The organism is Qipengyuania sp. NPDC077410 (genome assembly GCF_044543405.1).
GTDB classification, from domain to species: Bacteria; Pseudomonadota; Alphaproteobacteria; order Sphingomonadales; family Sphingomonadaceae; genus Qipengyuania; species Qipengyuania pacifica.
Map to the genome: position 1 here is coordinate 686,533 of NZ_JBITWB010000002.1, position 21,324 is coordinate 707,856.

A 21,324-nucleotide genomic window follows, 5' to 3' on the forward strand; every position below is an offset into this window, starting at 1 on the left:
ACCGCACTACCGCGGCAGTGGCCCGCAAGTTGATCTCAGGCCGTCGCGGTTGATTCCAATGCTTCGGCCGCTTCGCGGTCGCGCTGGGCGCGGCTTTTCTTTTCTGCGGCGGTCTTGAGCTGGCCGCAGGCCGCGTCGATGTCGCGTCCGCGTGGGGTGCGAACGGGTGCGCTGATGCCGTGTTCGAACACGATTTCGGAGAAGCGCTTCACCCGTTCGGGCGTCGAACATTCGTAGGGCGCACCGGGCCAGGGATTGAAGGGGATGAGGTTCACCTTCGCCGGCAGTTTGTAATGCTTCAGCAGGCGAACGAGTTCGTGCGCATGCTCGTCGGTGTCGTTCTTGTCCTTGAGCATGACATATTCGAAGGTGATACGGCGCGCATTCGACGCGCCCGGATAGGCGGCGCAGGCTTCTAGCAATTCGTCGATGCCGTATTTCTTGTTGAGCGGCACGATCTCGTCGCGGATTTCTTTGGTCACCGCGTGGAGCGAAACCGCCAGGTTCACGCCGATTTCTTCCCCGCAGCGTTCCATTGCCGGAACGACACCGCTGGTCGAGAGCGTGATGCGCCGCTTCGACAGGGCCAGCCCTTCGCCATCCATGACGAGCTTGAGGGCACCTTTGACATTGTCGAAATTATATAGCGGTTCGCCCATTCCCATCATCACGATGTTGGTCAGTAGCCGGCCATCGGAGGTGTATTGGGCGCTGTCTTCTTCCACTTCGAGACCCGCCATCGAACCCTTGGGCCATTCGCCCAGTGCGTCGCGTGCCAGCATGACCTGACCGACGATTTCACCCGGAGTGAGATTACGCACGAGGCGCATCGTCCCGGTGTGGCAGAAACGGCAGTTCAGAGTGCAACCCACCTGGCTCGATACGCAAAGCGTGCCGCGGTCGGCATCGGGGATGAAGACCATTTCGAATTCATGGCCGTCCGACGTCCTGAGCAGCCACTTGCGCGTGCCGTCCGTCGAATGCTGGGCTTCGACCACGTCCGGCCGGCCGATAAAGAACCGTTCGGCAAGCCATGGGCGCATGGTCTTGGCGATATCGGTCATCGCTTCGAAATCGGTCACGCCGCGATGGTAGAGCCAGTGGAAGACCTGCTTGGCACGCAGTTTCGCCTGCTTGGCGTCGAGGCCCGCTTCGTCAAAAAGTTCGCGGATACGGTCCTTGGGCAGACCGATCAGGTCCACGCGGCCGTCTTCGCGCGGCGTGATGTCACGCGCGACGGGAACCGGGTCGATCTGCCCGGGAATGCTCATCAGTGTCGTCTGGGTCATGGGAGCGCCCCATATAGGGCGTGGAGGGCGATTTGGCCACATTGAAGAATTGCGGGAAAATTACGGACACCGAACAGGGTCCGGCAGGTGAACGCTTTCACTCCGCAGCGGGAGAAGGGTGCGTGGATTCCTGCGTTTCATCCCGGGAAGTACACGCCCGGGCCGTAATAATGTGTCCCTAATGCAACATATTCTTGTTGTGTTACGTTAATGAAACTCGCCAGCGGAACCACCGTTTTCCTAGTCCACGCGATGCAAAAATCGCGGGTTAAAAAACGGAGTATATAATGAACAAGACAACAGCTCTTCTCGTCGCAGGAACCATCGCCGGCATGTCGGCCCCAGCCATGGCGCAGAGCACCGATGGCCAGTTCACCGGCTTTCGTGCAGGTGTGACCGCGGGTTACGACGCCGTACAGGCCGGTAGCAGCGTCGACATCGACAACGAGCCGAACAACAACGACCAGTCGATCGACGGTCTCGCCTATGGCGTGGTCCTCGGTTACGACGTGGACCTTGGCGGCGCGGTTGTCGGTGTGGAAAGTGAATACACCGACTCCACGGCGAGCACCAATTTCGACGACGGCGATTTCGAAGGCTTTGGGCTGGGTGAAGTCGACGCTGGCCGCGATCTCTACATCGGCGCGCGCGTCGGTGCCAAGATTGCACCCGATGCCCTGCTGTACGCAAAGGGCGGTTACACCAATGCCAAGCTGAACATCCTCAGCGACTATGGCACGGTCGAAACAGATCGCGACTTCAAGCTGGACGGCTGGCGCGCAGGTGCAGGTGTTGAATATGCCGTCAACCCGAACACCTACGTGAACCTCGAATATCGTTATTCGAACTACAGCGACGCGAACATCGAGTTCGCCGACGGCAGCACCAGCCGCAACTTCGATGTCGACCTTGACCGCCACCAGGTCATGGCAGGCGTCGGCATGCGCTTCTAAGCCATTGCGCCATTAAGAAGGGGCCGGGGAGCTTTATGCTCTCCGGCCCTTTTTTTGTCAGCGTCGCGAACAGGAAAGCGTTGCTGCATCCATAGCCGTGGCCGCGCCGGCCAGGGAATAGCTGTCGGAGAAGCGACGGCCGTTGATGCCGGTAGCGCGGACGGTCATGCGGCTGGCCGACCGCATCGCTGCAACAATGGCGGCATCCATCGTGCGGTCTTCAGCCCAGGCATCGCCGCCGCCGCCGGTCAGCTGGAAGCTCTTGGCGCCGATGGAAAGCGTAATGCGGGGCCGCTGCGCGAGCTGGCGCGAGAGGCGGAAATGAACCTGCCCGCGGATATTCTGGCGCGGCCAGGTACCGATGGTGGCGAAGGGTTCGAAATCGCGGCGCGCGCGGCTGTCTTCCGCCATCGCGATGGCATAACACCGCGGTAGCGAGGGATCGCGAAATGCCCCCCAGTCGGAAAACACGCCGAGGCTGTCCTTCGCTGCGAGAGGCGCAGCCAAGGTAAGCGCGGCGACTGCGATCAGTTTACGCATAGGCGATCGCAACGATTTCCCATTCCTTCGTGCCGCCGGGCAGATTGACGTTGCGCAGATCGCCGACCGACGCGCCTTTCAATGCCCGGGCGAGGGGAGACGACCAGCCGATGCGCCCGGAGCTGGCGTCCTGTTCATCGTCACCGACAAGGGTGACGACCCGTTCGTTATCATCCTCGTCCGCCAGAGTGACGGTGGCCCCGAAAAAAGCCCGTGACTTGTCGGGCTGTTCGACGGGGTCGATGACCCGCGCGGTCTTCATCCGGCGTGCAAGGTGCGACAGTTCGCGATCGATTTCGCGCATGCGCTTGCGCCCGTAGAGATAATCGCCGTTTTCGCTGCGGTCGCCATTGCCCGCCGCCCAGCTGACTATTTCGACGATTTCGGGCCGTTCGATGCCAAGAAGATGGTCGTAACGGGCCTTCATCGCGGCATAGCCAGCGGGCGTAACGGGATTGGATTTGGGCTGCATGGGCTTGCGCCCTAGCGCAAATCAGCGGCGCAGGTAATTCCCGATATCGCGTTCATAGCTGGACGATTTGTCCGGATGCATGTTGGCATAGCTGACCGCGTTTCCGATCACGCGCATGACATAATAGCGCGTTTCGAAATTGGACGGGATCTGTTCGATCCAGGTAACCCAGTCGACCGAACCATTGCGCGGATCGCCATTGGCCGCGAGCCACTGGTTCACTCGCCCCGGGCCTGCATTATACGCTGCGATGGCCAGGGGATAAGCGCCGCCGTAACGGTCCATCAGGCGGGCGAAGTGCGCATCGCCGAGACGGATATTGTAGCTCGGGTTGGCGGTAAGGTCCGCCGACATGTAGCTGACCCCGATCTTGCCCGCTTCTTCGCGTGCGGTTCCGGGCATCAGCTGCATCATCCCGCGCGCACCGGCATGGCTCACACGGTTGCGGTCAAATTCGCTTTCCTGCCGGGCGATGGCATGGACCATGGTCCAGTTTGCGCCCGAATGGGTCTGGACGGTCGGGTAGCCGAGGCGTTCGAAGCCCTTGAAGCCGTGTTCGCCCGCCACGAGGCCTGCGACGACCGCCATTTCGTCCATACCGGTCTGTTCAGCCAGCTGACCGACGAGAGCCATTTCGCCGGGCGTGTCCGCCTTTTGGGCAATGGCTTCGAAGAAGGCGCGTTCGGTCCGCCAGTCGCGCCGATTGCGGGAAATCGCCCGCAGCGCACCGGTCAGCGGATCGGCTTCAAAAGCGGCGCGTTCGGCCGAACTGGCAGCGGGGACATTCGCGAATGTGGGCATGGGCCGGCCAAGCTCGCTTAGGGCGAGCTGTCCGTAATACCAGTCAGGATATTCGGCGGCCATTTCCCAGTAACGCTGGGCACCGGCACGATCACCGGCGCGGGACGCGGCACGGCCGGCCCAATAGAACCCTTTAGAACGGGTCAACGGCGTCTTGGCCGCAGTACCATAGCGATAGAACAGCGGCGCGGCCTGGGCGCCGTCACCCATCGACCACAATGCCTTCGTACCGCCGAGCCACATGAGATCGGTATATTTGTCGCGCAGAGTGAAGGAGCCGTCCGAAATATCCGTGCCGGGGGCGAAGACATCGTCGATTTTCGACGCGATGCTGACAGCTTGGGCGGAACCCGCGCTCTTGGCCACAGCCAGGGCTTCGCTGACAAATTGCGTGCCATCGAAGGCAGGCGCCGCAAAGGATGCACGGGACGAGAGCAGGTTGACCGCTTCGTAGGGCTGGCCCGAATTGCGATAGTAGCGGGCAAGATTGTAAACGTAACCGGCGTCGTTCATCGCGTTGGGGGGAACCGGCACGCCTGCCTGCGACGGCGTGCTGCCCTGAAGCATGGCGAGCCGTGCCTGCGCGGTCGGACGATAGGCCGGCGATACCCGCACGATGTGGCGCGAGGCGGCTTCGTAATTGCCCTGCCACAAAAGCGCATCCATCCGCGCGTCCTGATCTTCGGGCGCGAAACGCGCGCCGAACAGACCCTGCATGTACAGTTCTGCGGGGCCGCTCATCGTGCCACCACGCCAGGCTTCGCGTGCCACCTCCAGCGCTTCGGGACGATCCAGCGACGCCAGCGCCAGGGCGTAACGCGCCTTGCCGCTATTGGTGAGGGGCGGGTGCCGGTCGAAGAAGGAGACGAGCGTCTGCGGAGACGGCGCATCGCGATCCAGCGCAGCTTCCGCCCGCCGCTGGAGCAAGTCCTGCTTGGGGAAATCGGGATAGCTGTTGATGAAGCCCGCGTAGGAAGAGAAGGGCAGGTTTTCCTGACTTGTCAGATATTCCCACTGACCGACTGCCTGATCGAGGCTGCCCGGCTGCTGCGCGACAAGGCTGGTACGCGCATTGTCCTGTGCCTGAGAAATTGAAGGGAATGCCAGCGAAGTGCCGAGCACAAGTGCGAGAGTGAAAACTGTTTTACTGCCCATGCTGGACATAGTGCCCGGCCCCTCCTTATCAGGCGCTGAATGAATTATGGCGCGTGCCGCCAAAAACTGCCTTGTTTCATATCTCTAACGCAGGACTCACGTAAATGTTTTCAGGCTCGATTCCGGCTCTGGCGACTCCTTTTCGCGACGGATCGTTCGACGAAGCCGCTTTTCGCAAGCTCGTCGACTGGCAGATCGATAACGGGAGCAAGGGATTGGTGCCATGCGGTACGACCGGCGAGGCATCGACCCTGTCGAATGCAGAGCACCACCGGGTCATCGAAGTCTGCATCGAGCAGGCGGCCGGCCGCGTCCCCGTGATTGCCGGCTGCGGTTCCAACGACACGCGCAATGCGCTGCTGCACATGCAGTTTTCGAAGAAGGCGGGGGCCGCGGCCGGACTGTGCGTCGCGCCCTATTACAACCGGCCGAGCCAGGCAGGCCTTATCGCCCATTTCAGCTTTCTTGCAGAAAACAGCGACCTGCCGATCGTTCTCTACAATGTCCCGGGGCGGACGGTGACGGATATCGAGGACGAAACGGTCGTCGAACTGGTCCGCAAATACCCAGATCGGATCGTCGCCATCAAGGATGCTAGCGGCGACCTTTCGCGCGTCGCGGATCACCGGATGGGGATCGGGCGCGAGTTCTGCCAGCTATCGGGCAATGACGAATTGTGGCTGCCGCATTCGGCCGCAGGCGGATCCGGATGTATTTCGGTAACCGCCAATGTCGCCCCGGCGCTGTGCGCGGAATTCCACGATGCCATCGCAGCGAACGAGCTGGTCAAGGCGCGGGAGCTCAACGACCGGCTGTTCCCCTTGCACTATGCGATGTTCTCCGATGCCAGTCCGGCACCGGCGAAGTATGCGCTCAGCCGGGTGCACGACTGGTTTTCGCCCGATGTCCGTCTGCCGCTGTGCAATGCCAGCGAGGCAAGCCGCAAGGCGGTGGACGAGGCGCTCGAGATTGCAGGCCTGATCTAGAGCACTTCGTCTTCGTCGAGCAATGGCGCGGCGGGGAAGGGCGGATCGCTGACCGCCAGCGCTTCGACGATACTGTCGGAATGCTCGCCCGCGTGATTGAGCGCGTCGACTTCGGCGATATGGAATAGCGCATCGCCCTGATTGACGATCGGGAGCGTGGCATGTCCGATGATCACGCCGTCCGATGGGCTGACAAGCTTGATCGGGTCCTCTCCAAAGAGGCCGCCGACGAATGCCAGCGGTTCGCCCTTGCGCACGGCGTCGCCCGATTTGTGGATGCGGCGACTGACCCCGCCGCGCGGCGCGCGGACCCAGCTTGAACGGTTGGACCGCAGCGGCACATGGACATCTTCCAGGCCGTCCTCGGCATCGATCATTCCGATATGCGCAAGCACCCGCAGAACGCCCGCCACGCCGACATTGAGAGCGAAACGGTCGAAGCGAAGGGCTTCGCCTGCCTCCAGCAGGAGCATCGGCGTTTCGCGTTCGTGAGCAAGGGCGCGCATCGAACCGGGCCGCAGGGGACTTTCCATGATGATGGGCGCGCCGAATGCCATGGCGAGTTCCGACAGATAGGGGCTGCCAGAGGCAATGCGTATCTGCGGCAAATTGTAGCGATGGACCGCCGCCGAATGGATATCGATGCCCAGCGAACAGCGATCGATGACGTGGGTGAGGAAGCAGTGCGCCAGCTGAGCGGCCAGACTGCCATGCTCCGCGCCGGGGAAGCTTCGATTGAGATCGCGCCGGTCGGGCAGATAGCGGCTGTGCGCGGCAAAACCGTAAATGTTGACGGCAGGCGCAAAAATGATCGTCCCTGCCAGCATTTCGGGCGACAGGCGTTCGAGCAATCGCTGGATCACGGCTGTGCCGATGATCTCGTCACCGTGAATGGCAGCGCTGACGAAAACGCAGGGCCCTCGCCGCGTGCCGTGCATCACGCGAAGGGAAAGAGCGGAGTTCAGTCCCGTCACCTGCTGACTGACGGGAATGGCAATGGTCGCCTGCGTCCCCGGCGCGATCCGGCTTTCGTGAATGATGAAAGGTTCTGCGGAAGTTTCGGCGTTCATCTGCCTAATCGTCACAACGGCCAGCACCTTGGCAAGCGAAAAGCGTGGTCTGGCCCTTTCCAAGCGGCTCGTGCTCGCCTACATGCGCCCGCCTTATGGCTCGTCCTAAACCCGCCACTTTCGATAAGCAGAAGACCGTCGCCGATAATCGGCGTGTGCGGTTCGACTATCATGTCGAAGATACCTTCGAGGCGGGACTCGCGTTGCAGGGCACCGAGGTGAAGGCGCTGCGGGCGGGCGAGGCCAGTATCAAGGAAAGCTATGCCGAAGTGCGCGATGGGCAGGTCTGGCTGGTCAATGCCAATATTCCCGAATATTCGCATGGCAACCGGCTGAACCACGAACCGCGCCGCCCACGCAAACTGCTGCTGCACGAGCGCGAGATACAGAAGCTTTTCGGTGCGGTCGAGCGCAAGGGCATGACGCTTGTTCCGCTATCGATCTATTTCAACGCGACCGGTCGGGCAAAGGTCGAACTTGCGCTGGCGAAGGGCAAGCAGGCGCATGACAAGCGCGCCACGATCAAGGATCGCGACTGGCAGCGCGACAAGGCCCGCCTCATGCGCGAGCGGGGCTGACCGAGCCATTCGGCCCTTAAAAAATGCGCCCGCGGTAACCACATCGCCAGCCATGCCGCATTCGTCGCAGTCCGCTTCGCGCACCCCCTTGAACTCGCCTTCGAGGCAGCGCATGGCGGCGCTGTGTCAATGAGCAAGCGCAGATCGAAGACCTTTCTGACGGACTGGATCCGCCGGCATATGCCGACGCGCGAACAGATGGCTGAAAACAAGTATTTGCAGCCCATTGCTCACCGCTTTCTGACGCCGGAACTCTGGCGCTTCACGCGCCGCAGCGTGCCGCGCGGCGTGGCGCTCGGCATTTTTGCCGGCTTCATCATTCCGGTGGGGCAGATATTCCTTGCCGCTTTCATGTCCTTGCCCGCGCGTGCGAACGTGCCGTTGTCGGCGCTGGTCACCTTCATCACCAATCCGCTGACCTTTCCCTTCTGGGCCGTAGTGGCAAACAAGCTGGGTGTGTTCATACTCAAGGTGGATCTGGCGGCGACAGGCGGCGCGGCTCAGGACGAGATGACCAGCGGCCGCTGGTCGTGGTTCGTCAATCTGTTCGAAGGTGTGGGCGTGACGGTTCTGGTGACCATTTTCGGCTTCGTCGTCCTCGCCATCGTCGGCGCATCGATCGGCTATGTGCTGGCAAGCATCGGGTGGCGCATCATCGTGGCCCGCAAGCGCAAGCGCCGTCTGCGCGCTATGGAGCGTCGCCTTGAAGACCGCCTGAGCAAAGATGGCGAGGCATGAAAGTGCAGGACGATAACCCGATAACCCGCCTTCCACCCGCTCCACTGATGTTGGGAGTGGTGGCGGCCTGCATCGTTTCCATCGGTTTGGTGTGGCTGGTCGGCCAGCAATCGGTGGTGGCGCTGGCGTATGGCGGCGCGCTGATTGCGATCTTGCTGATGCTGCTGCTGGCCGCTCGTCTCAAGACCGACCCTGCCGAGACGCAGATGCTGCAACCCGATTGGTCCGTCACCAGTGCAGCGATCGAAACCCGGCACCGCGCTATTGCGATTGTCGATCGCGCGAACCGGCTGGTGTGCGCCAATTCCACATATGAAGGATGGTTCGACGGAATTTCCGCTCCGTACGAACTGGCAATGAACCCGGCGTCGCGCGAAGCTGCATCGGAGGCGGCGCGCAGTGCGTGGCGGGATGGACGGGCAGAGGTTCCTGTTGTCCGGCTGTCCAGCGGCGACATGGAATATCGCCTGCGTATCGAGCGCAGTGGGCGGGGCGAGGCCTATCTGGTCTGGCGCTTCGACGAAATTCGTACGCAGCGCAGTTACGATGGCCTGTCCGAACGGCTGGCCGGTCCGTTGGGCGAAGTATTGTCGCGCGCGGGCGTGGAGGTTGCGCTGGTGGCACCCGACGGCATCGTGCAGACGACCACGCCGGGTCTGGCGGAACGGGCCACCGGCCATCGCGAAAATGCAGTCGGCGGACTGGAGTTCGTGCAATTGCTGCGATCCGACGACCGCGACCGGATTTTCTTCGCCAGGGAAGGGCAGCAGGGTTCGCCCCAGACGCTGATCCATGTGCCGCTCGATATCCCGAACGCTTCGAAAATGAGCGATGCGGATGAAACGCCGTCCATCATGCTGTTGCTGGACAGCACCGTGGGTATAGGCGGCGGCTGGGAAAGCACGGGCAAGGCGGCGATACCGCAACTGGAAGCCCTGCTGTCGGCGCTGCCTCTGGGCCTTGCGCTTACCGACCGCGACGGACGCTTTCTGTTTGCCAACAAGGCCTTCTTGCGTGCGGTCGAACGCGAGACGTCCGGCCTGCCGCAGTTTCCATCCGATCTGGTCGTGCGCGAGGACAAGGCTGCGATGGCTGACACCGTCCGCCGTTTTGCAAAAGGGGCGACGGCCAGCGGCGACATGGCTGTGCGGCTTGGCAACAACAAGGACGAACCGGTCTCGATCGGTCTGGCCGGGGTGCGCGGGCTGGGCGATGCGGCGGTTCTTCTATCCATTTCGGATTCGTCGGAAGAAAAGCGGTTGCGGCGTCAGGTGGCCCAGGCGACCAAGATGCAGGCAGTCGGCCAACTTGCAGGCGGCGTGGCACACGATTTCAACAATGTGCTGACGGCCATTATCGGTTACTGCGATCTCATGCTGCTGCGTCATACGCCGGGCGACAGCGATTACGATGACATCCAGCAGATCAAGGCCAATTCGAACCGGGCGGCCAGCCTCACCCGGCAGTTGCTCGCCTTCAGCCGCCAGCAGACGCTGCGCCCCGTAGTTCTGCAATTGCCCGACGTGGTCAGTGAAGTGAGCCAGCTTCTGAAGCGGCTCATGGGCGAGAAGATCGAGTTCTCGGTTCGCCACGATCGGGAGCTCGGTTCGGTTCGCGCCGATCCCCAGCAGCTCGAACAGGTTATCATCAACCTGGCTGTAAATGCCCGCGATGCGATGCAAGCCTATGCGTCGAAACGGGGCAAGCAGGACTGGAAGGGCCGCCTGACCCTGGCCACACGCCGGGTTTCCGCCCGCGACGTGCGCAAGATGGGCATCGATATCATGCCGGCCGACGATTACACGGTCATGATCGTCCAGGACACGGGCGGCGGGATCCCGGACGAGCATCTCAACAAGATATTCGAGCCTTTCTTCACGACCAAGGAGCAGGGGAAGGGGACCGGGCTCGGGCTTTCCACTGTGTACGGTATCGTCAAGCAGTCGAATGGCTTCATTTTCGCCGATAATGTGCAGGGCCCGGATGGCACCCCGATCGGTGCCCGCTTCACCGTTTACCTCCCGGTCCACAAGGGCGAACTGCCCGCCATCATGCGCGCCGACGAACCGGAAGAGCAGAAGGCATCCGAGTGGTCTGCAGGCGGCAAGCTGCTGCTGGTCGAGGATGAGGACATGGTGCGCGCCGTCGCCGAACGGGCGCTGGTGCGCGCAGGCTATACGGTGACCACCGCTTCCGATGGCGAAGAGGGGCTGGGCATCGTGGCCAATGGCGATACGCAATTCGACCTGATCGTTTCGGATGTCGTCATGCCGGCAATGGATGGCCCTGCCATGGCGCGTGCGATCCGCAATGTTCGCGCTCACGTGCCCATCCTGTTCATGTCGGGCTATGCGGAAGAACAGCTGCGCAATGAAATCGACATCGAGAACATGTACTTCATACCCAAACCTTTCAGCGTGCAGCAGATCAACGCGAAAGTGGCAGAAGTGCTGAGTGCCCAGCGCAAGTAGCCTAGGCAGCGTTACGCTGCCGATTGAAAGACAACGGAAAAAACTTTCGTTCCCCACTTGTTCTTTTGGAACAAAGCCGATACATCACGCGTCAGTTGAAGAGTCGATACCGGCTCTGGCCAAGCGCAGGAGGTAATGTCATGGCGGCAAGTCTGAAGCTCGTAGAGGACAAGAAAGTGGACGCAGACCGTCAGAAGGCATTGGATGCCGCGCTTGCGCAGATCGACCGCGCATTCGGCAAGGGTTCGGCGATGAAGCTGGGCCAGAAAGAAGCGATGAATGTGGAGGCCATCTCCACCGGTTCGCTCGGTCTCGATATCGCCCTTGGCGTGGGCGGTCTGCCCAAGGGTCGCGTGATCGAAGTGTATGGCCCGGAAAGTTCGGGCAAGACCACGCTGGCGCTTCACGTAATTGCAGAAGCCCAGAAGGCGGGCGGTACCGCTGCCTTCGTCGATGCGGAACATGCGCTCGATCCGGTCTATGCCAAGAAGCTTGGCGTGGACATTGACGAATTGATCGTGTCGCAGCCGGATACGGGCGAGCAGGCGCTGGAGATCACCGATACGCTGGTTCGGTCCAATGCAATCGACGTGCTGGTCGTCGACTCCGTCGCAGCGCTCGTTCCGCGCGCCGAAATCGAAGGCGAGATGGGCGATAGCCACGTCGGCCTTCAGGCCCGTCTGATGAGCCAGTCGCTGCGGAAACTGACCGGTTCGATCAACCGCTCCAAGTGCATGGTGATCTTCATCAACCAGCTGCGCATGAAGATCGGCGTGATGTACGGCAATCCGGAAACCACCACTGGCGGCAATGCGCTCAAATTCTATGCGTCGGTTCGTCTGGACATCCGCCGCACCGGCCAGATCAAGGATCGCGACGATATCATCGGCAATGCGACCCGCGTGAAAGTGGTCAAGAACAAGGTGGCGCCGCCGTTCAAGCAGGTCGAATTCGACATCATGTATGGCGAAGGCATTTCCAAGATCGGCGAAATTCTCGATCTCGGCGTAAAGGCAGGCGTGGTCGAAAAGTCGGGCAGCTGGTTCAGCTATGACAGTGTCCGGATCGGTCAGGGGCGTGAGAACGCCAAGACCTTCCTGAAGGAAAATCCAGAGATGTGTACCAAGTTGGAAGCCGCAATTCGTGGCCGAACCGACGAGGTCGCCGAAGAGATGATGACCGGCCCGGACGCGGACGAGGACTGAATTCTCTTCAAGCGGGAACACGCTGATCCAGCATCCCCCGGATCAGCGCACTAGCCGGACTGTCCCCCGGCGTTCCCGAAAAAACGGAAAGCCGGTGTGCGCCGCTTCATGGCCACACCGGCTTTTCCGTATGGGATTGGTATCCGCTTCGATCCGGACCTAGTGTAGGTGCGAATCGCACGACAGGAGAGCCGCGTGACAGTCACCGTCCACCATCTCAACAACAGCCGTTCGCAGCGCATCTTGTGGTTGCTGGAGGAGCTGAACACTGATTACGACATCGTGCCGTATCAGCGCGATGCCGAAACCAACCTCGCCCCGCCCGAACTCAAGCAGGTTCACCCCTTGGGCAAGTCGCCGCTGATCGAAGATAATGGTCTGCAAGTGGCGGAAAGTGGTGCGATCATCCAGTATCTTTGCGAGCGTCACGGTGGAGGCAGTTGGCTGCCGGAAGCTGATACGGAAGACCATGTCCGCCAGCTCGAATGGATGCAGTTTGGCGAAAGCAGCTTCTTCGTGCCCGTCATGCTCAAATTGTACACCGGGCGGCTCGGTGACGCGGCGGCTGCCCTGGCCCCCCGCATCGACGAGCAGCTTGCCGCGCATATCCAGTTTGCGGAGGATGCCATTTCCGACGATCTCCATTTCGTCGGCAATGACTGGACGGCGGCCGATGTAATGATGAGCTTTCCTGCCGAAATCGCGATCATGCAGGGATATGGTGACAAGGCGCCCAAGCTGGGCCGCTTCGTCGAGGCGATCCATGCCCGTCCCGCGTGGCAGCGCGCCCGGGAACGCGGCGGTGCGTACTTCATGTGGTGAGTGTTACGGCGCGGTCCGTCCTGCCTTCCAGCAAACGCGTCTGCTCTGCCAGTGTCACGAAAGGTGAGGCATTCGCCATGACGGTAACCCGAATGAGCCCGGACAGAGAGTTTGAGCAGGTTCTTCAGCAACCACTTCAACCCTATAAGGCAGCCGGATATTCAGATTAGTGCAGGAATGATCAATGACTGAGACACGTACGGCACTGGTGACCGGGGCTGCCGGGTTCATCGGTTATTTCACCTGTCTCCGCCTCCTCAAGGATGGCTTCCGTGTCGTCGGTATAGACTCGCTTTCCGATTACTATGATCCCGAGCTGAAGCGACGCCGGCAGCAAGCTTTGCTTCAGCACCAGAGCTTTTCCGTGGTGAATGAGCCGATCGAGACGCCGGGACTGCTCGCCGATCTCTTCGCGAAACACACGCCGGACATCGTAGTTCATCTCGCGGCGCAGGCTGGTGTTCGCTATTCGATCGACAACCCGCGCAGCTATCTTGAAAGCAATCTCGTGGGGACATTCGAACTGCTCGAAGCCGCGCGTTGGAACCCGCCACAGCACATGCTGCTCGCGTCAACGTCTTCAGCCTATGGCGCCAATACGCAGATGCCGTATTGCGAAACGATGAAGGCGGACCATCAGATGTCCTTCTACGCCGCGACCAAGAAAGCGACCGAGGCGATGGCGCACAGCTATGCGCATCTCTACGATTTGCCGGTGACGATGTTTCGCTTTTTCACGGTTTATGGTCCGTGGGGCCGGCCCGACATGGCCTTGTTCAAATTCACAAAGGCAATGCTGAATGGCGAGGCGATCGACGTCTACAATAATGGCGAGATGATGCGCGACTTCACCTATGTCGATGATCTGGTCGAGGCTGTTCGTCGCCTTATCGATGCTCCCCCAATCCGGGTCGACCGCCCGCAGGACGTCGATGCAAACGACAGTCTTTCCCCTGTGGCGTCATGGCGGATAGTCAACATCGGCAATTCGCAACCGGTGCAACTCGGCGATATGATCGCAGCTATCGAGGAGGCGCTGGGAATAAAGGCGGAGCGTAATCTCATGCCGATGCAGCCCGGCGACGTTCCTGCCACCTGGGCGGATGCAGAATTGTTGCAGTCGCTTACCGGGTATGTCCCCCGAACCGATATTCGCGAAGGCGTGTCACGCTTTGTTACCTGGTATCGTGACTATTACCGGACGTGAATTCACCGCCATGGGCATATGCCGCCCCGCAAGGTCGCACGCTTCGCGATGAACGGTGCCATCGTACTTCGTAGCTATACACCCCGAGCATAGCGACTTTCGAGCGTCCGGCCCCGGTCTATCCGGCACCGTCCGCCGGTGCACATCCGTCTCATCCACTGCTGATCGTCTGTACCGCACAGTCTGGCTGGGCTTTCGCGCTTGTCGCATGCCACGCGATTGCTTACTTGCCTCGCCATGACTTCGACCAACGACATCCGCCGCAGCTTTCTCGACTATTTCGCCTCCCACGAACATGCGGAAGTCGCCAGCGCCCCGCTTGTCCCGTTCAGCGATCCAACGCTCATGTTCGTCAATGCGGGCATGGTCCCGTTCAAGAATGCCTTCACCGGTCTGGAAACACCGCCAGCGCAACGCGCAACCAGCGCCCAGAAATGCGTGAGAGCAGGGGGCAAGCACAACGATCTCGATAATGTCGGCTACACGGCGCGCCATCATACCTTCTTCGAGATGCTCGGAAACTTCAGTTTCGGGGACTATTTCAAGGAACAGGCGATCGATCACGCCTGGACCCTTCTCACCAAGGAATGGGGCCTCGACCCCGAACGCCTTCTGGTCACCGTCTACCATACCGACGACGAGGCATTCGATCTGTGGAAGAAACGGACCGGATTTGCGGACGAAAAGATCATCCGTATTCCGACCAAGGATAATTTCTGGGCCATGGGTTCCGATGGACCATGCGGTCCGTGCTCGGAGATATTTTACGATCATGGCGATCACATCTGGGGCGGCCCTCCGGGATCGCCCGAGGAAGACGGCGACCGGTTCGTGGAAATCTGGAACCTCGTTTTCATGCAGTACACGCAGGAAAACGACGAGATGGTCGCCGACCTGCCAAAGCCCAGCATCGACACCGGCATGGGGATCGAACGTGTCGCAGCCGTGATGCAGGGCGTGCATGACAATTACGATACGGACACATTCAGGAACCTGATCGCTGCGAGCGAGAGCCTGACAGGCGTAAAGGCCGAGGGGGACCGGACAGCCAGCCACCGCGTCATCGCCGATCACTTGCGTTCGACAAGCTTCCTAATGGCCGACGGTGTACTGCCATCCAACGAAGGGCGCGGTTACGTCCTGCGCCGAATAATGCGCCGCGCCATGCGTCACGCCCATCTTCTCGGGGCGAGCGAACCGTTGATGCACCGACTGGTGCCTGCATTGGTGACGGAAATGGGCCAGGCCTATCCCGAACTCGTCCGCGGCCAGCCGCTGATTCAGGAGGTCCTCGAGCGCGAAGAAACGCAATTCCGCCGCACGCTCGACAAGGGTCTCAAGTTACTGGATGAAGCAACGGAAGACATGGGTGAAGGCGGTACTCTCGACGGTGAAACCGCGTTCAAGCTCTACGACACCTACGGATTTCCCTATGATCTTACGGAAGATGCACTGCGCAGCCGCGGCATAGGCGTCAATAAGGACGGCTTCGACGCCGCGATGGCGCAGCAGAAAGCTGCTGCGCGCGCAGCATGGAAAGGATCGGGTCAGGCCGCGAACGAAGAGGTCTGGTTCGACATTGTCGAACGTGAGGGCTCGACAGAGTTCACCGGCTACAGCTCTACGACCGGGGAAGCCGCCGTCATCGCCATTGTCAAGGATGGCGCCGAGGTGCAATCGGCTGAGGAGGGCGACGAAGTCGTCATCCTGACCAATCAGACTCCGTTCTATGGCGAAAGCGGCGGCCAGACCGGCGATGCCGGGCGCATCTGGACACCCGAGGGCCTGGAATTTTCGGTCGAGACGACGAACAAACCTCTCGGTCGTCTGCACACGCACGCCGGCGCCATCACCAAGGGAACGGTTAAGATCGGCGATGCCGTCCATCTCGAGGTGGATGGCGATCGTCGCGATCGTATCCGCGCGAACCATTCGGCAACCCACCTGCTGCACGCCGCGCTGCGTAACCGGCTGGGTGGACATGTGACACAAAAGGGCTCGCTGGTATCCGACGATCGGTTCCGGTTCGATTTTTCCCATCCCAAGCCACTGAGCGAGGAAGACATCGCTGCGGTGGAAGCCGAGGTGAATGAGGAAATTCGCGCCAACGAACAGGTCGGTACACGTCTGATGACGCCTGACGATGCGGTTGCGGCCGGGGCGCTTGCGCTGTTCGGCGAAAAGTACGGCGACGAGGTGCGCGTACTTTCCATGGGCCGCAAGGGCGGGGAAGGGCGCAATTACTCCGTGGAACTATGCGGCGGTACGCATGTGAAGGCGACCGGCGATATCGGCATCTTCAAGGTTGTATCGGAAAGTGCGGTCAGCTCTGGCGTGCGTCGCATAGAAGCGCTGACCGGCGAGGCTGCACGCCAATGGCTGGTAGCGCGCGACGAAGCGGTTCGCGCGATCGCAAGCGCGTTGAAAACGTCGCCAGACGATGCCCGCACACGCGTCATGGCACTTATCGAAGAACGTAAAAGGCTGGAAAAGGATCTGGCCGAGGCGAAACGCGCGCTGGCGCTTGGCGGTGGCGGCGCTGCGGACGTCGCAGCAGCCGATGAGGACATTGGCGGTGTAACCTTCTCCGGTCAGGTCATTGCAGGCCTCGATCCGAAGGAGCTTCGCCCATTGCTCGACCAGGCCAAGAACCGAATGGGTTCGGGTGTGGCGGCGATTTGCGCGGTCAACGATGGCAAGGGCGCCTTCGCGGTGGCGGTCACGGACGACCTCACCGACCGCCTCAGCGCTGTCGATCTGGTGCGCGCTGGTGTCGAGGCTCTGGGAGGCAAGGGCGGCGGTGGCCGCGCCGACATGGCCCAAGGTGGCGGTCCGGACGGCTCGAAAGCCGATGCAGCACTTGACGCCGTGCGCCAGGCACTGGCCAAAGTGTCAGCCTAACGGTCGAAATGCTGGTATAAAGCGCGTAGTTCGCGCTCGATCGCCGCTACTTCGGCCGTATCATTCAGGCTCGATCGAGACTGGGCAACGTTTTGCAGACGCTCTGCCAAGACAGTCGCTTTGTCGCGTAGTTCGGCCTTGTCTGTCATCTCATGCGCCCGCTGCGCAAGGAAGTTCAGGTCTGCGACCGGCCGCATGGCGAGAAAGGCGTCGACCATGGGGCCGAGCAGCGCCTGATCATTACGCCAGTCGTTACCGGCAAACAGGTTCTGGACGACGTGCTGGCCCGCACCGAAGCATTCGAACCGGATACAGCCGGCAAAACCTTCCTCGGCCCGATGCTCGTAAATGGTGCAGAGACCGTTCCCGCCAAGTTTAGGGCACGGTTCGCCAGCAGATTTTATGGCGGAGAATCCTGGCATGTCTTCGGACGGGTAGGCGATGCAGCATAGCGCTGCACAGCGATCGCAGTCCGAGCGCGTTTCCAGCACTGTGGGCATGGGTCAGCGTTCCGATGTACTGGTGCGTAGCTTGGGCTTGTAGGTCAGCGCCCCTTCAAGCTCGATCTGCTCGCGGAATTCGTCGCGCTTTTCATGGATGGATGCAATCACCGGCCCCATCGCAACCCCGATATCGATGAGCACGGCCTCGGAAAGCTGGAGCGAACTCTCCAGCGTTTCCGGCACGGCATGACTGGCTCCTGCGCGATAGAGTTCGGCAGCGTGCGAACTGTCGCGAGCGCGGGCCACGATCAGCAGGTCAGGGTATGTCTTGCGCAGTTTAGCCACCAAGCGCTGTGCCAGAACCGGCTCGTCCATGGTGAGCACCAGAGCGAGGGCATTCTCGATCCCGAGCTTGTCGAGCGCGTCGGCACGAGACGCATCTCCGAAAGCCGCGCGGATGCCCTCGCGCTTGGCGTTGGCAATGAGGTCGGCGTTCGAATCGATTGCGATGTAGGGCTTGTCATGCGCTTCCAGCATCCGCGCGATCAGCTGGCCGACACGGCCCGCGCCGACGATGATGACGCGCGGCTTGTCCATATCTTCTGCAGGCAGTTCGGGTATCGGCTCGATACGCCGCCCGATGATCCTGCCGATATGCGCAAGCAAGGGCGTCACTGTCAGGCCGATCGCCGTAACGATCTGCCAGAACTGGGCCGTACCGGGCTGGATCAACAAAGCCGCCGATGCAGCGGAAATGATGATCAGCGTGTCTTCGGACGGGCTGGCCATGAGAATGCCCGTCTCGACTGCCGTACTGCGGCGTGCGCCCATCAAATACAGCAGCGTCGTGGTGATAAGCGCCTTGAGCGTCAGCAGGCAGACGACCGCGATGGCGATTGCGCCGATGTTCTCGAAGATACTGTAGACATTGATCGTCATGCCCACGGTCAGCAGGAATATCCCTAGTGCAAAGCCGCGAAACGGTTCGAGGATATTGGCTACTTCCGGGGAATAATCCGTTTCCGCGATCATCAGCCCCGCCAGGAGGGCGCCCACGATCATCGAGAGGCCTACCATCGAGGTGGCGAGGCTCGCCCCGATCACCACCAGAAGGCTTGCAGCGAGAAATATCTCGGGGCTTTTGGTACGGGCTGCCTGTGCGAAGAGGCGCGGCAAAACGAAGGGTCCTGCTGCGAGCATCAGCACGATGACGACGGCGCCCTTCCACAGCGTGTCGACCATCCCCTCGAACCCGTCCGCTGCGGCATGGGGGGCGAGGGTGCCCAGAAGAAAGATGATCGGAACCAGCGCGATACCTTCGAACAGCAACATCGACAGGGCCGCTCTGCCGACCGGTGTTCGAGTACCCGAAATCGGCAGAACTACGGCGGTCGACGACATGGCCAGAGCCAGGCCAAGCGCCAGGGCCCCGGTCCAATACTGCCCCAGAATGGACAGGAAAATCGCGATCAGCGATCCGCCGACCAGCAATTCGAGCGATCCAAGGCCGAAGACCAGTCGCCGCAATTGCCAAAGGCGTTTGTATGAAAGCTCCAGCCCTATCGCGAACAGCAGCAGCACGATGCCCAGCTCGGCAAACGGCTCGAGCCGTTCCGGATCGGTAATGGTGAACCAGGTGAGCCATTCATATTCGGATGTCGCCCGGCCCAGACCGAACGGCCCCACCACGACGCCGACCAGAATGAAGCCGATGATGGGCGTGATCTTGAACCGGGCAAACAGCGGGATCACGATCCCCACGGCACCCAAAATCACCAGTGCATCCGACATCATCGGAGGGATCGCGGTCTCGGCATTCATAAGGCGCGAATGTTTCCTTCGTGTTGAACGCAATGCCCCAGCGAGATTGTGCTGGCATCACATAGAGATGGCGCCTGCCGGGTCAGGCGACGTCCGTAACGGGCTTAGCTATGCGCAAGCCACCTGTCAGCCCCGCAATGGCGCGTGGGCTAACCTCCGCCGATGGTGGATGGACCCAGAGGTTCGCGGCGCGGACGCGGTTTGCCCGGGTGCTTGCCATCCTCGTCCCATTCGATGCGGTAGAGGTCGAAACGCCGGTCGGCCAGATTGCGAACCGTCCCTTCGGCGCGCGCCCATTGCAGATCGGCAAGGTTGATGTCGCTGATGGTCAGGGTCTCGACATTCTCGGTCGCTTCGGCTGCAATACCATCGCGTGCGAAGGGAAAATCGCAGGGGGTCAGGATACAGCTTTGTGCATACTGAATGTCCATGTTGCCCACGTTCGGAAGATTTCCGACATTCCCGCTGAGCACCACGAAGCACTGGTTTTCGATCGCGCGCGCCTGGCCGCAATAGCGTACCCGCAGATAACCTTGCCGGCTATCCGTGCAGAAAGGTACGAATATGATGCGCGCACCTTCGTCGGCGAGGCGGCGGCTGAGTTCGGGAAACTCGCTATCGTAACAGATCTGCACGCCGATCGGACCGCAATCGGTCTGGATCACCTCGACCTTGTCGCCGCCCTTGATGTTCCACCAGTACCGTTCGTTGGGTGTCGGGTGGATCTTCTCCTGGGCATGCACCGCACCATCGCGCAGGCAGACGTAGGCGACGTTATGAATATCGCCATCGTCCATGCGCGTGGGATGCGATCCGGCGATGATATTGATGTTGTAGCGCATGGCCATTTCCGAAATGTCCGTACGCAGCCGAGGCGTATATTCCGACAAGCGCTCGATCGCTTCGACCGGTGACAGTTCCTTCTCCTCGAAACTCAGCAGCATCAGCGTGAAGAGTTCGGGAAAGACGATGAAGTCGGCTTCGTAATCGCTTGCCACATCGACGAAATATCGGACGTGGCGCATGAATTCGTCGTAGTCGGCGACCTGCCGCGCCTGGAGCTGGCAGGTGGCCACGCGCACGGCTTCCACGCCGCGGGGCAGGCGCTTCTTCACCGGCTGATCCCGTTCGACGTAAGGGTTGCGCCAGACCATCATCACGGCATTGCTCTGCGAGGCCTTGTCCTCGGGCAGATATCCTTCGAGGATGCGCTCGGGCTCGAAGCCGTTTGCCATCTGAAAGCGCAGGACGGGATCGTGCAGCTTCTTCTCGACCACCTTGTCGAGATAGTCCTGCGGGCCTTCCACGCGTCGGCGGAAGCGGCGATAATTGGGCATGCGTCCGGCAAAGACGATGCCTGTCAGGTCCTTATCTTCGGCCAGCGCCCGGCGCTCTTCATAAAGGCGCCGCCCGATACGCACGCCGCGCACCTTGGGGTCGACGCACATTTCATACCCGTAGAGCCAGTCGCCGGTCGGATCGTGGCGGCTGCCGTAACCGTTGCCGGTGATCTCGTCCCAGTCGTGGTCCTGAAAGGCGAGTGCCTCGGCCAGCTGCATCGTCGCGCAATAGCCGACGACCTCATCATCAAGCAGGGCGACGAAGCACCCTTCGCGGAAATTGTTGATCTGCCCGCGGATCTCGCCATGCGTGTAGGCAGGCATGTCCTCGTAAACGCGGCGCACCAGATTGGCGATGCCGGGAATGTCCTTGATCTTGGCATTGCGGATATCGAGCCGCTTCTGTCCGAATTTCTCCGGACCCTTGCGTTTCACACTGCGCTTTTTGGTAGGCTGCTTGGCCATTGTATCCCCGTGTCAGATTTCTGGCATCAACGTTCAGTGTGAACGCGTTTCGCGAAGCGCGGTTTCG

General features: G+C 61.0%; 17 protein-coding genes. 9 read left to right on the forward strand and 8 right to left on the reverse strand.

Translation table 11 applies throughout. From position 1 onward, the window contains the following. Positions 1 to 35: 35 nt before the first annotated feature. The gene (rlmN, locus tag ACIGGE_RS11390) at positions 36 to 1,289 is read right to left on the reverse strand and encodes a 23S rRNA (adenine(2503)-C(2))-methyltransferase RlmN (protein ID WP_196846368.1); all 1,254 of its coding nucleotides are present in this window, start codon (positions 1,287 to 1,289) and stop codon (positions 36 to 38) included. Between the two features lie 287 nt (positions 1,290 to 1,576). Between rlmN and ACIGGE_RS11395 the strand changes: the two genes are divergently transcribed. Beyond that, positions 1,577 to 2,242 carry an outer membrane protein gene (locus ACIGGE_RS11395; protein WP_397490412.1) on the forward strand — a complete coding sequence of 222 codons (666 nt, stop codon included), beginning with the start codon at positions 1,577 to 1,579 and terminating at the stop codon, positions 2,240 to 2,242. Between the two features lie 57 nt (positions 2,243 to 2,299). On the opposite strand, the gene ACIGGE_RS11400 is transcribed toward ACIGGE_RS11395, so the two are convergent. The 3 genes from ACIGGE_RS11400 to ACIGGE_RS11410 are packed head-to-tail and all read right to left on the reverse strand — an operon-like array spanning position 2,300 to position 5,210. After that, positions 2,300 to 2,782 carry an invasion associated locus B family protein gene (locus ACIGGE_RS11400; protein ID WP_397490413.1) on the reverse strand — a complete coding sequence of 161 codons (483 nt, stop codon included), beginning with the start codon at positions 2,780 to 2,782 and terminating at the stop codon, positions 2,300 to 2,302. Continuing rightward, positions 2,775 to 3,254 carry a GreA/GreB family elongation factor gene (locus tag ACIGGE_RS11405; RefSeq protein WP_397490414.1) on the reverse strand — a complete coding sequence of 160 codons (480 nt, stop codon included), beginning with the start codon at positions 3,252 to 3,254 and terminating at the stop codon, positions 2,775 to 2,777. Before ACIGGE_RS11405 ends, ACIGGE_RS11400 begins: the two co-directional genes overlap by 8 nt. Positions 3,255 to 3,275: 21 nt before the next feature. Continuing rightward, the gene (locus ACIGGE_RS11410; RefSeq protein ID WP_397490415.1) at positions 3,276 to 5,210 is read right to left on the reverse strand and encodes a lytic transglycosylase domain-containing protein; all 1,935 of its coding nucleotides are present in this window, start codon (positions 5,208 to 5,210) and stop codon (positions 3,276 to 3,278) included. Positions 5,211 to 5,314: 104 nt separating this feature from the next. Here ACIGGE_RS11410 and dapA point away from each other — a divergent pair, with 104 nt between their 5' ends. Continuing rightward, positions 5,315 to 6,196, forward strand: coding sequence for a 4-hydroxy-tetrahydrodipicolinate synthase (gene dapA / locus ACIGGE_RS11415; RefSeq protein ID WP_221597578.1), 882 nt, complete (start codon positions 5,315 to 5,317; stop codon positions 6,194 to 6,196). On the opposite strand, the gene ACIGGE_RS11420 is transcribed toward dapA, so the two are convergent. Continuing rightward, a complete protein-coding gene (locus ACIGGE_RS11420) occupies positions 6,193 to 7,266 on the reverse strand; it encodes a succinylglutamate desuccinylase/aspartoacylase family protein (RefSeq protein WP_397490416.1) in 1,074 nt (357 codons plus the stop codon). The two genes, dapA and ACIGGE_RS11420, sit on opposite strands and share 4 nt — an antisense overlap. Positions 7,267 to 7,361: 95 nt before the next feature. Here ACIGGE_RS11420 and smpB point away from each other — a divergent pair, with 95 nt between their 5' ends. The 7 genes from smpB (at position 7,362) to alaS (ending at position 17,188) form a co-directional block, all read left to right on the forward strand. After that, on the forward strand, positions 7,362 to 7,844 hold the full coding sequence (gene smpB, locus ACIGGE_RS11425) for an SsrA-binding protein SmpB (RefSeq protein ID WP_103023257.1): 483 nt from the start codon (positions 7,362 to 7,364) through the stop codon (positions 7,842 to 7,844). 129 nt (positions 7,845 to 7,973) lie between these two features. Then, positions 7,974 to 8,582, forward strand: coding sequence for a DUF2062 domain-containing protein (locus tag ACIGGE_RS11430; protein WP_222827275.1), 609 nt, complete (start codon positions 7,974 to 7,976; stop codon positions 8,580 to 8,582). Further along, entirely contained in the window at positions 8,579 to 11,053 is a 2,475-nt protein-coding gene (locus ACIGGE_RS11435; RefSeq protein WP_397490417.1) for a response regulator, read from the forward strand. Before ACIGGE_RS11430 ends, ACIGGE_RS11435 begins: the two co-directional genes overlap by 4 nt. A gap of 140 nt (positions 11,054 to 11,193) precedes the next feature. After that, on the forward strand, positions 11,194 to 12,258 hold the full coding sequence (gene recA, locus ACIGGE_RS11440; protein WP_103023260.1) for a recombinase RecA: 1,065 nt from the start codon (positions 11,194 to 11,196) through the stop codon (positions 12,256 to 12,258). A gap of 195 nt (positions 12,259 to 12,453) precedes the next feature. Further along, entirely contained in the window at positions 12,454 to 13,080 is a 627-nt protein-coding gene (locus ACIGGE_RS11445; protein WP_397490418.1) for a glutathione S-transferase family protein, read from the forward strand. 184 nt (positions 13,081 to 13,264) lie between these two features. Continuing rightward, positions 13,265 to 14,287, forward strand: a complete 1,023-nt coding sequence (locus tag ACIGGE_RS11450; protein WP_397490419.1) for an NAD-dependent epimerase/dehydratase family protein — start codon at positions 13,265 to 13,267, stop codon at positions 14,285 to 14,287. A gap of 237 nt (positions 14,288 to 14,524) precedes the next feature. Then, a complete protein-coding gene (alaS, locus tag ACIGGE_RS11455) occupies positions 14,525 to 17,188 on the forward strand; it encodes an alanine--tRNA ligase (protein WP_397490420.1) in 2,664 nt (887 codons plus the stop codon). Here the strand turns inward: alaS and ACIGGE_RS11460 are convergent. The 3 genes from ACIGGE_RS11460 to ACIGGE_RS11470 all read right to left on the reverse strand — a co-directional run bounded on the left by ACIGGE_RS11460 (position 17,185) and on the right by ACIGGE_RS11470 (position 21,257). After that, the gene (locus tag ACIGGE_RS11460; protein ID WP_397490421.1) at positions 17,185 to 17,688 is read right to left on the reverse strand and encodes a YkgJ family cysteine cluster protein; all 504 of its coding nucleotides are present in this window, start codon (positions 17,686 to 17,688) and stop codon (positions 17,185 to 17,187) included. The two genes, alaS and ACIGGE_RS11460, sit on opposite strands and share 4 nt — an antisense overlap. Before the next feature lie 3 nt (positions 17,689 to 17,691). Continuing rightward, a complete protein-coding gene (locus tag ACIGGE_RS11465) occupies positions 17,692 to 19,452 on the reverse strand; it encodes a cation:proton antiporter (RefSeq protein WP_234003109.1) in 1,761 nt (586 codons plus the stop codon). 149 nt (positions 19,453 to 19,601) lie between these two features. Continuing rightward, entirely contained in the window at positions 19,602 to 21,257 is a 1,656-nt protein-coding gene (locus ACIGGE_RS11470; RefSeq protein WP_196846356.1) for a carbon-nitrogen hydrolase family protein, read from the reverse strand. Positions 21,258 to 21,324: the final 67 nt, after the last annotated feature.

Coding starts and splice junctions, on each gene's coding strand:
- rlmN (WP_196846368.1), bottom strand. CDS start 1,289: ATGACCCAGACGACACTGATGAGCATTCCCGGGCAGATCGACCCGGTT.
- ACIGGE_RS11395 (WP_397490412.1), top strand. CDS start 1,577: ATGAACAAGACAACAGCTCTTCTCGTCGCAGGAACCATCGCCGGCATG.
- ACIGGE_RS11400 (WP_397490413.1), bottom strand. CDS start 2,782: ATGCGTAAACTGATCGCAGTCGCCGCGCTTACCTTGGCTGCGCCTCTC.
- ACIGGE_RS11405 (WP_397490414.1), bottom strand. CDS start 3,254: ATGCAGCCCAAATCCAATCCCGTTACGCCCGCTGGCTATGCCGCGATG.
- ACIGGE_RS11410 (WP_397490415.1), bottom strand. CDS start 5,210: ATGGGCAGTAAAACAGTTTTCACTCTCGCACTTGTGCTCGGCACTTCG.
- dapA (WP_221597578.1), top strand. CDS start 5,315: ATGTTTTCAGGCTCGATTCCGGCTCTGGCGACTCCTTTTCGCGACGGA.
- ACIGGE_RS11420 (WP_397490416.1), bottom strand. CDS start 7,266: ATGAACGCCGAAACTTCCGCAGAACCTTTCATCATTCACGAAAGCCGG.
- smpB (WP_103023257.1), top strand. CDS start 7,362: ATGGCTCGTCCTAAACCCGCCACTTTCGATAAGCAGAAGACCGTCGCC.
- ACIGGE_RS11430 (WP_222827275.1), top strand. CDS start 7,974: ATGAGCAAGCGCAGATCGAAGACCTTTCTGACGGACTGGATCCGCCGG.
- ACIGGE_RS11435 (WP_397490417.1), top strand. CDS start 8,579: ATGAAAGTGCAGGACGATAACCCGATAACCCGCCTTCCACCCGCTCCA.
- recA (WP_103023260.1), top strand. CDS start 11,194: ATGGCGGCAAGTCTGAAGCTCGTAGAGGACAAGAAAGTGGACGCAGAC.
- ACIGGE_RS11450 (WP_397490419.1), top strand. CDS start 13,265: ATGACTGAGACACGTACGGCACTGGTGACCGGGGCTGCCGGGTTCATC.
- alaS (WP_397490420.1), top strand. CDS start 14,525: ATGACTTCGACCAACGACATCCGCCGCAGCTTTCTCGACTATTTCGCC.
- ACIGGE_RS11460 (WP_397490421.1), bottom strand. CDS start 17,688: ATGCCCACAGTGCTGGAAACGCGCTCGGACTGCGATCGCTGTGCAGCG.
- ACIGGE_RS11465 (WP_234003109.1), bottom strand. CDS start 19,452: ATGAATGCCGAGACCGCGATCCCTCCGATGATGTCGGATGCACTGGTG.
- ACIGGE_RS11470 (WP_196846356.1), bottom strand. CDS start 21,257: ATGGCCAAGCAGCCTACCAAAAAGCGCAGTGTGAAACGCAAGGGTCCG.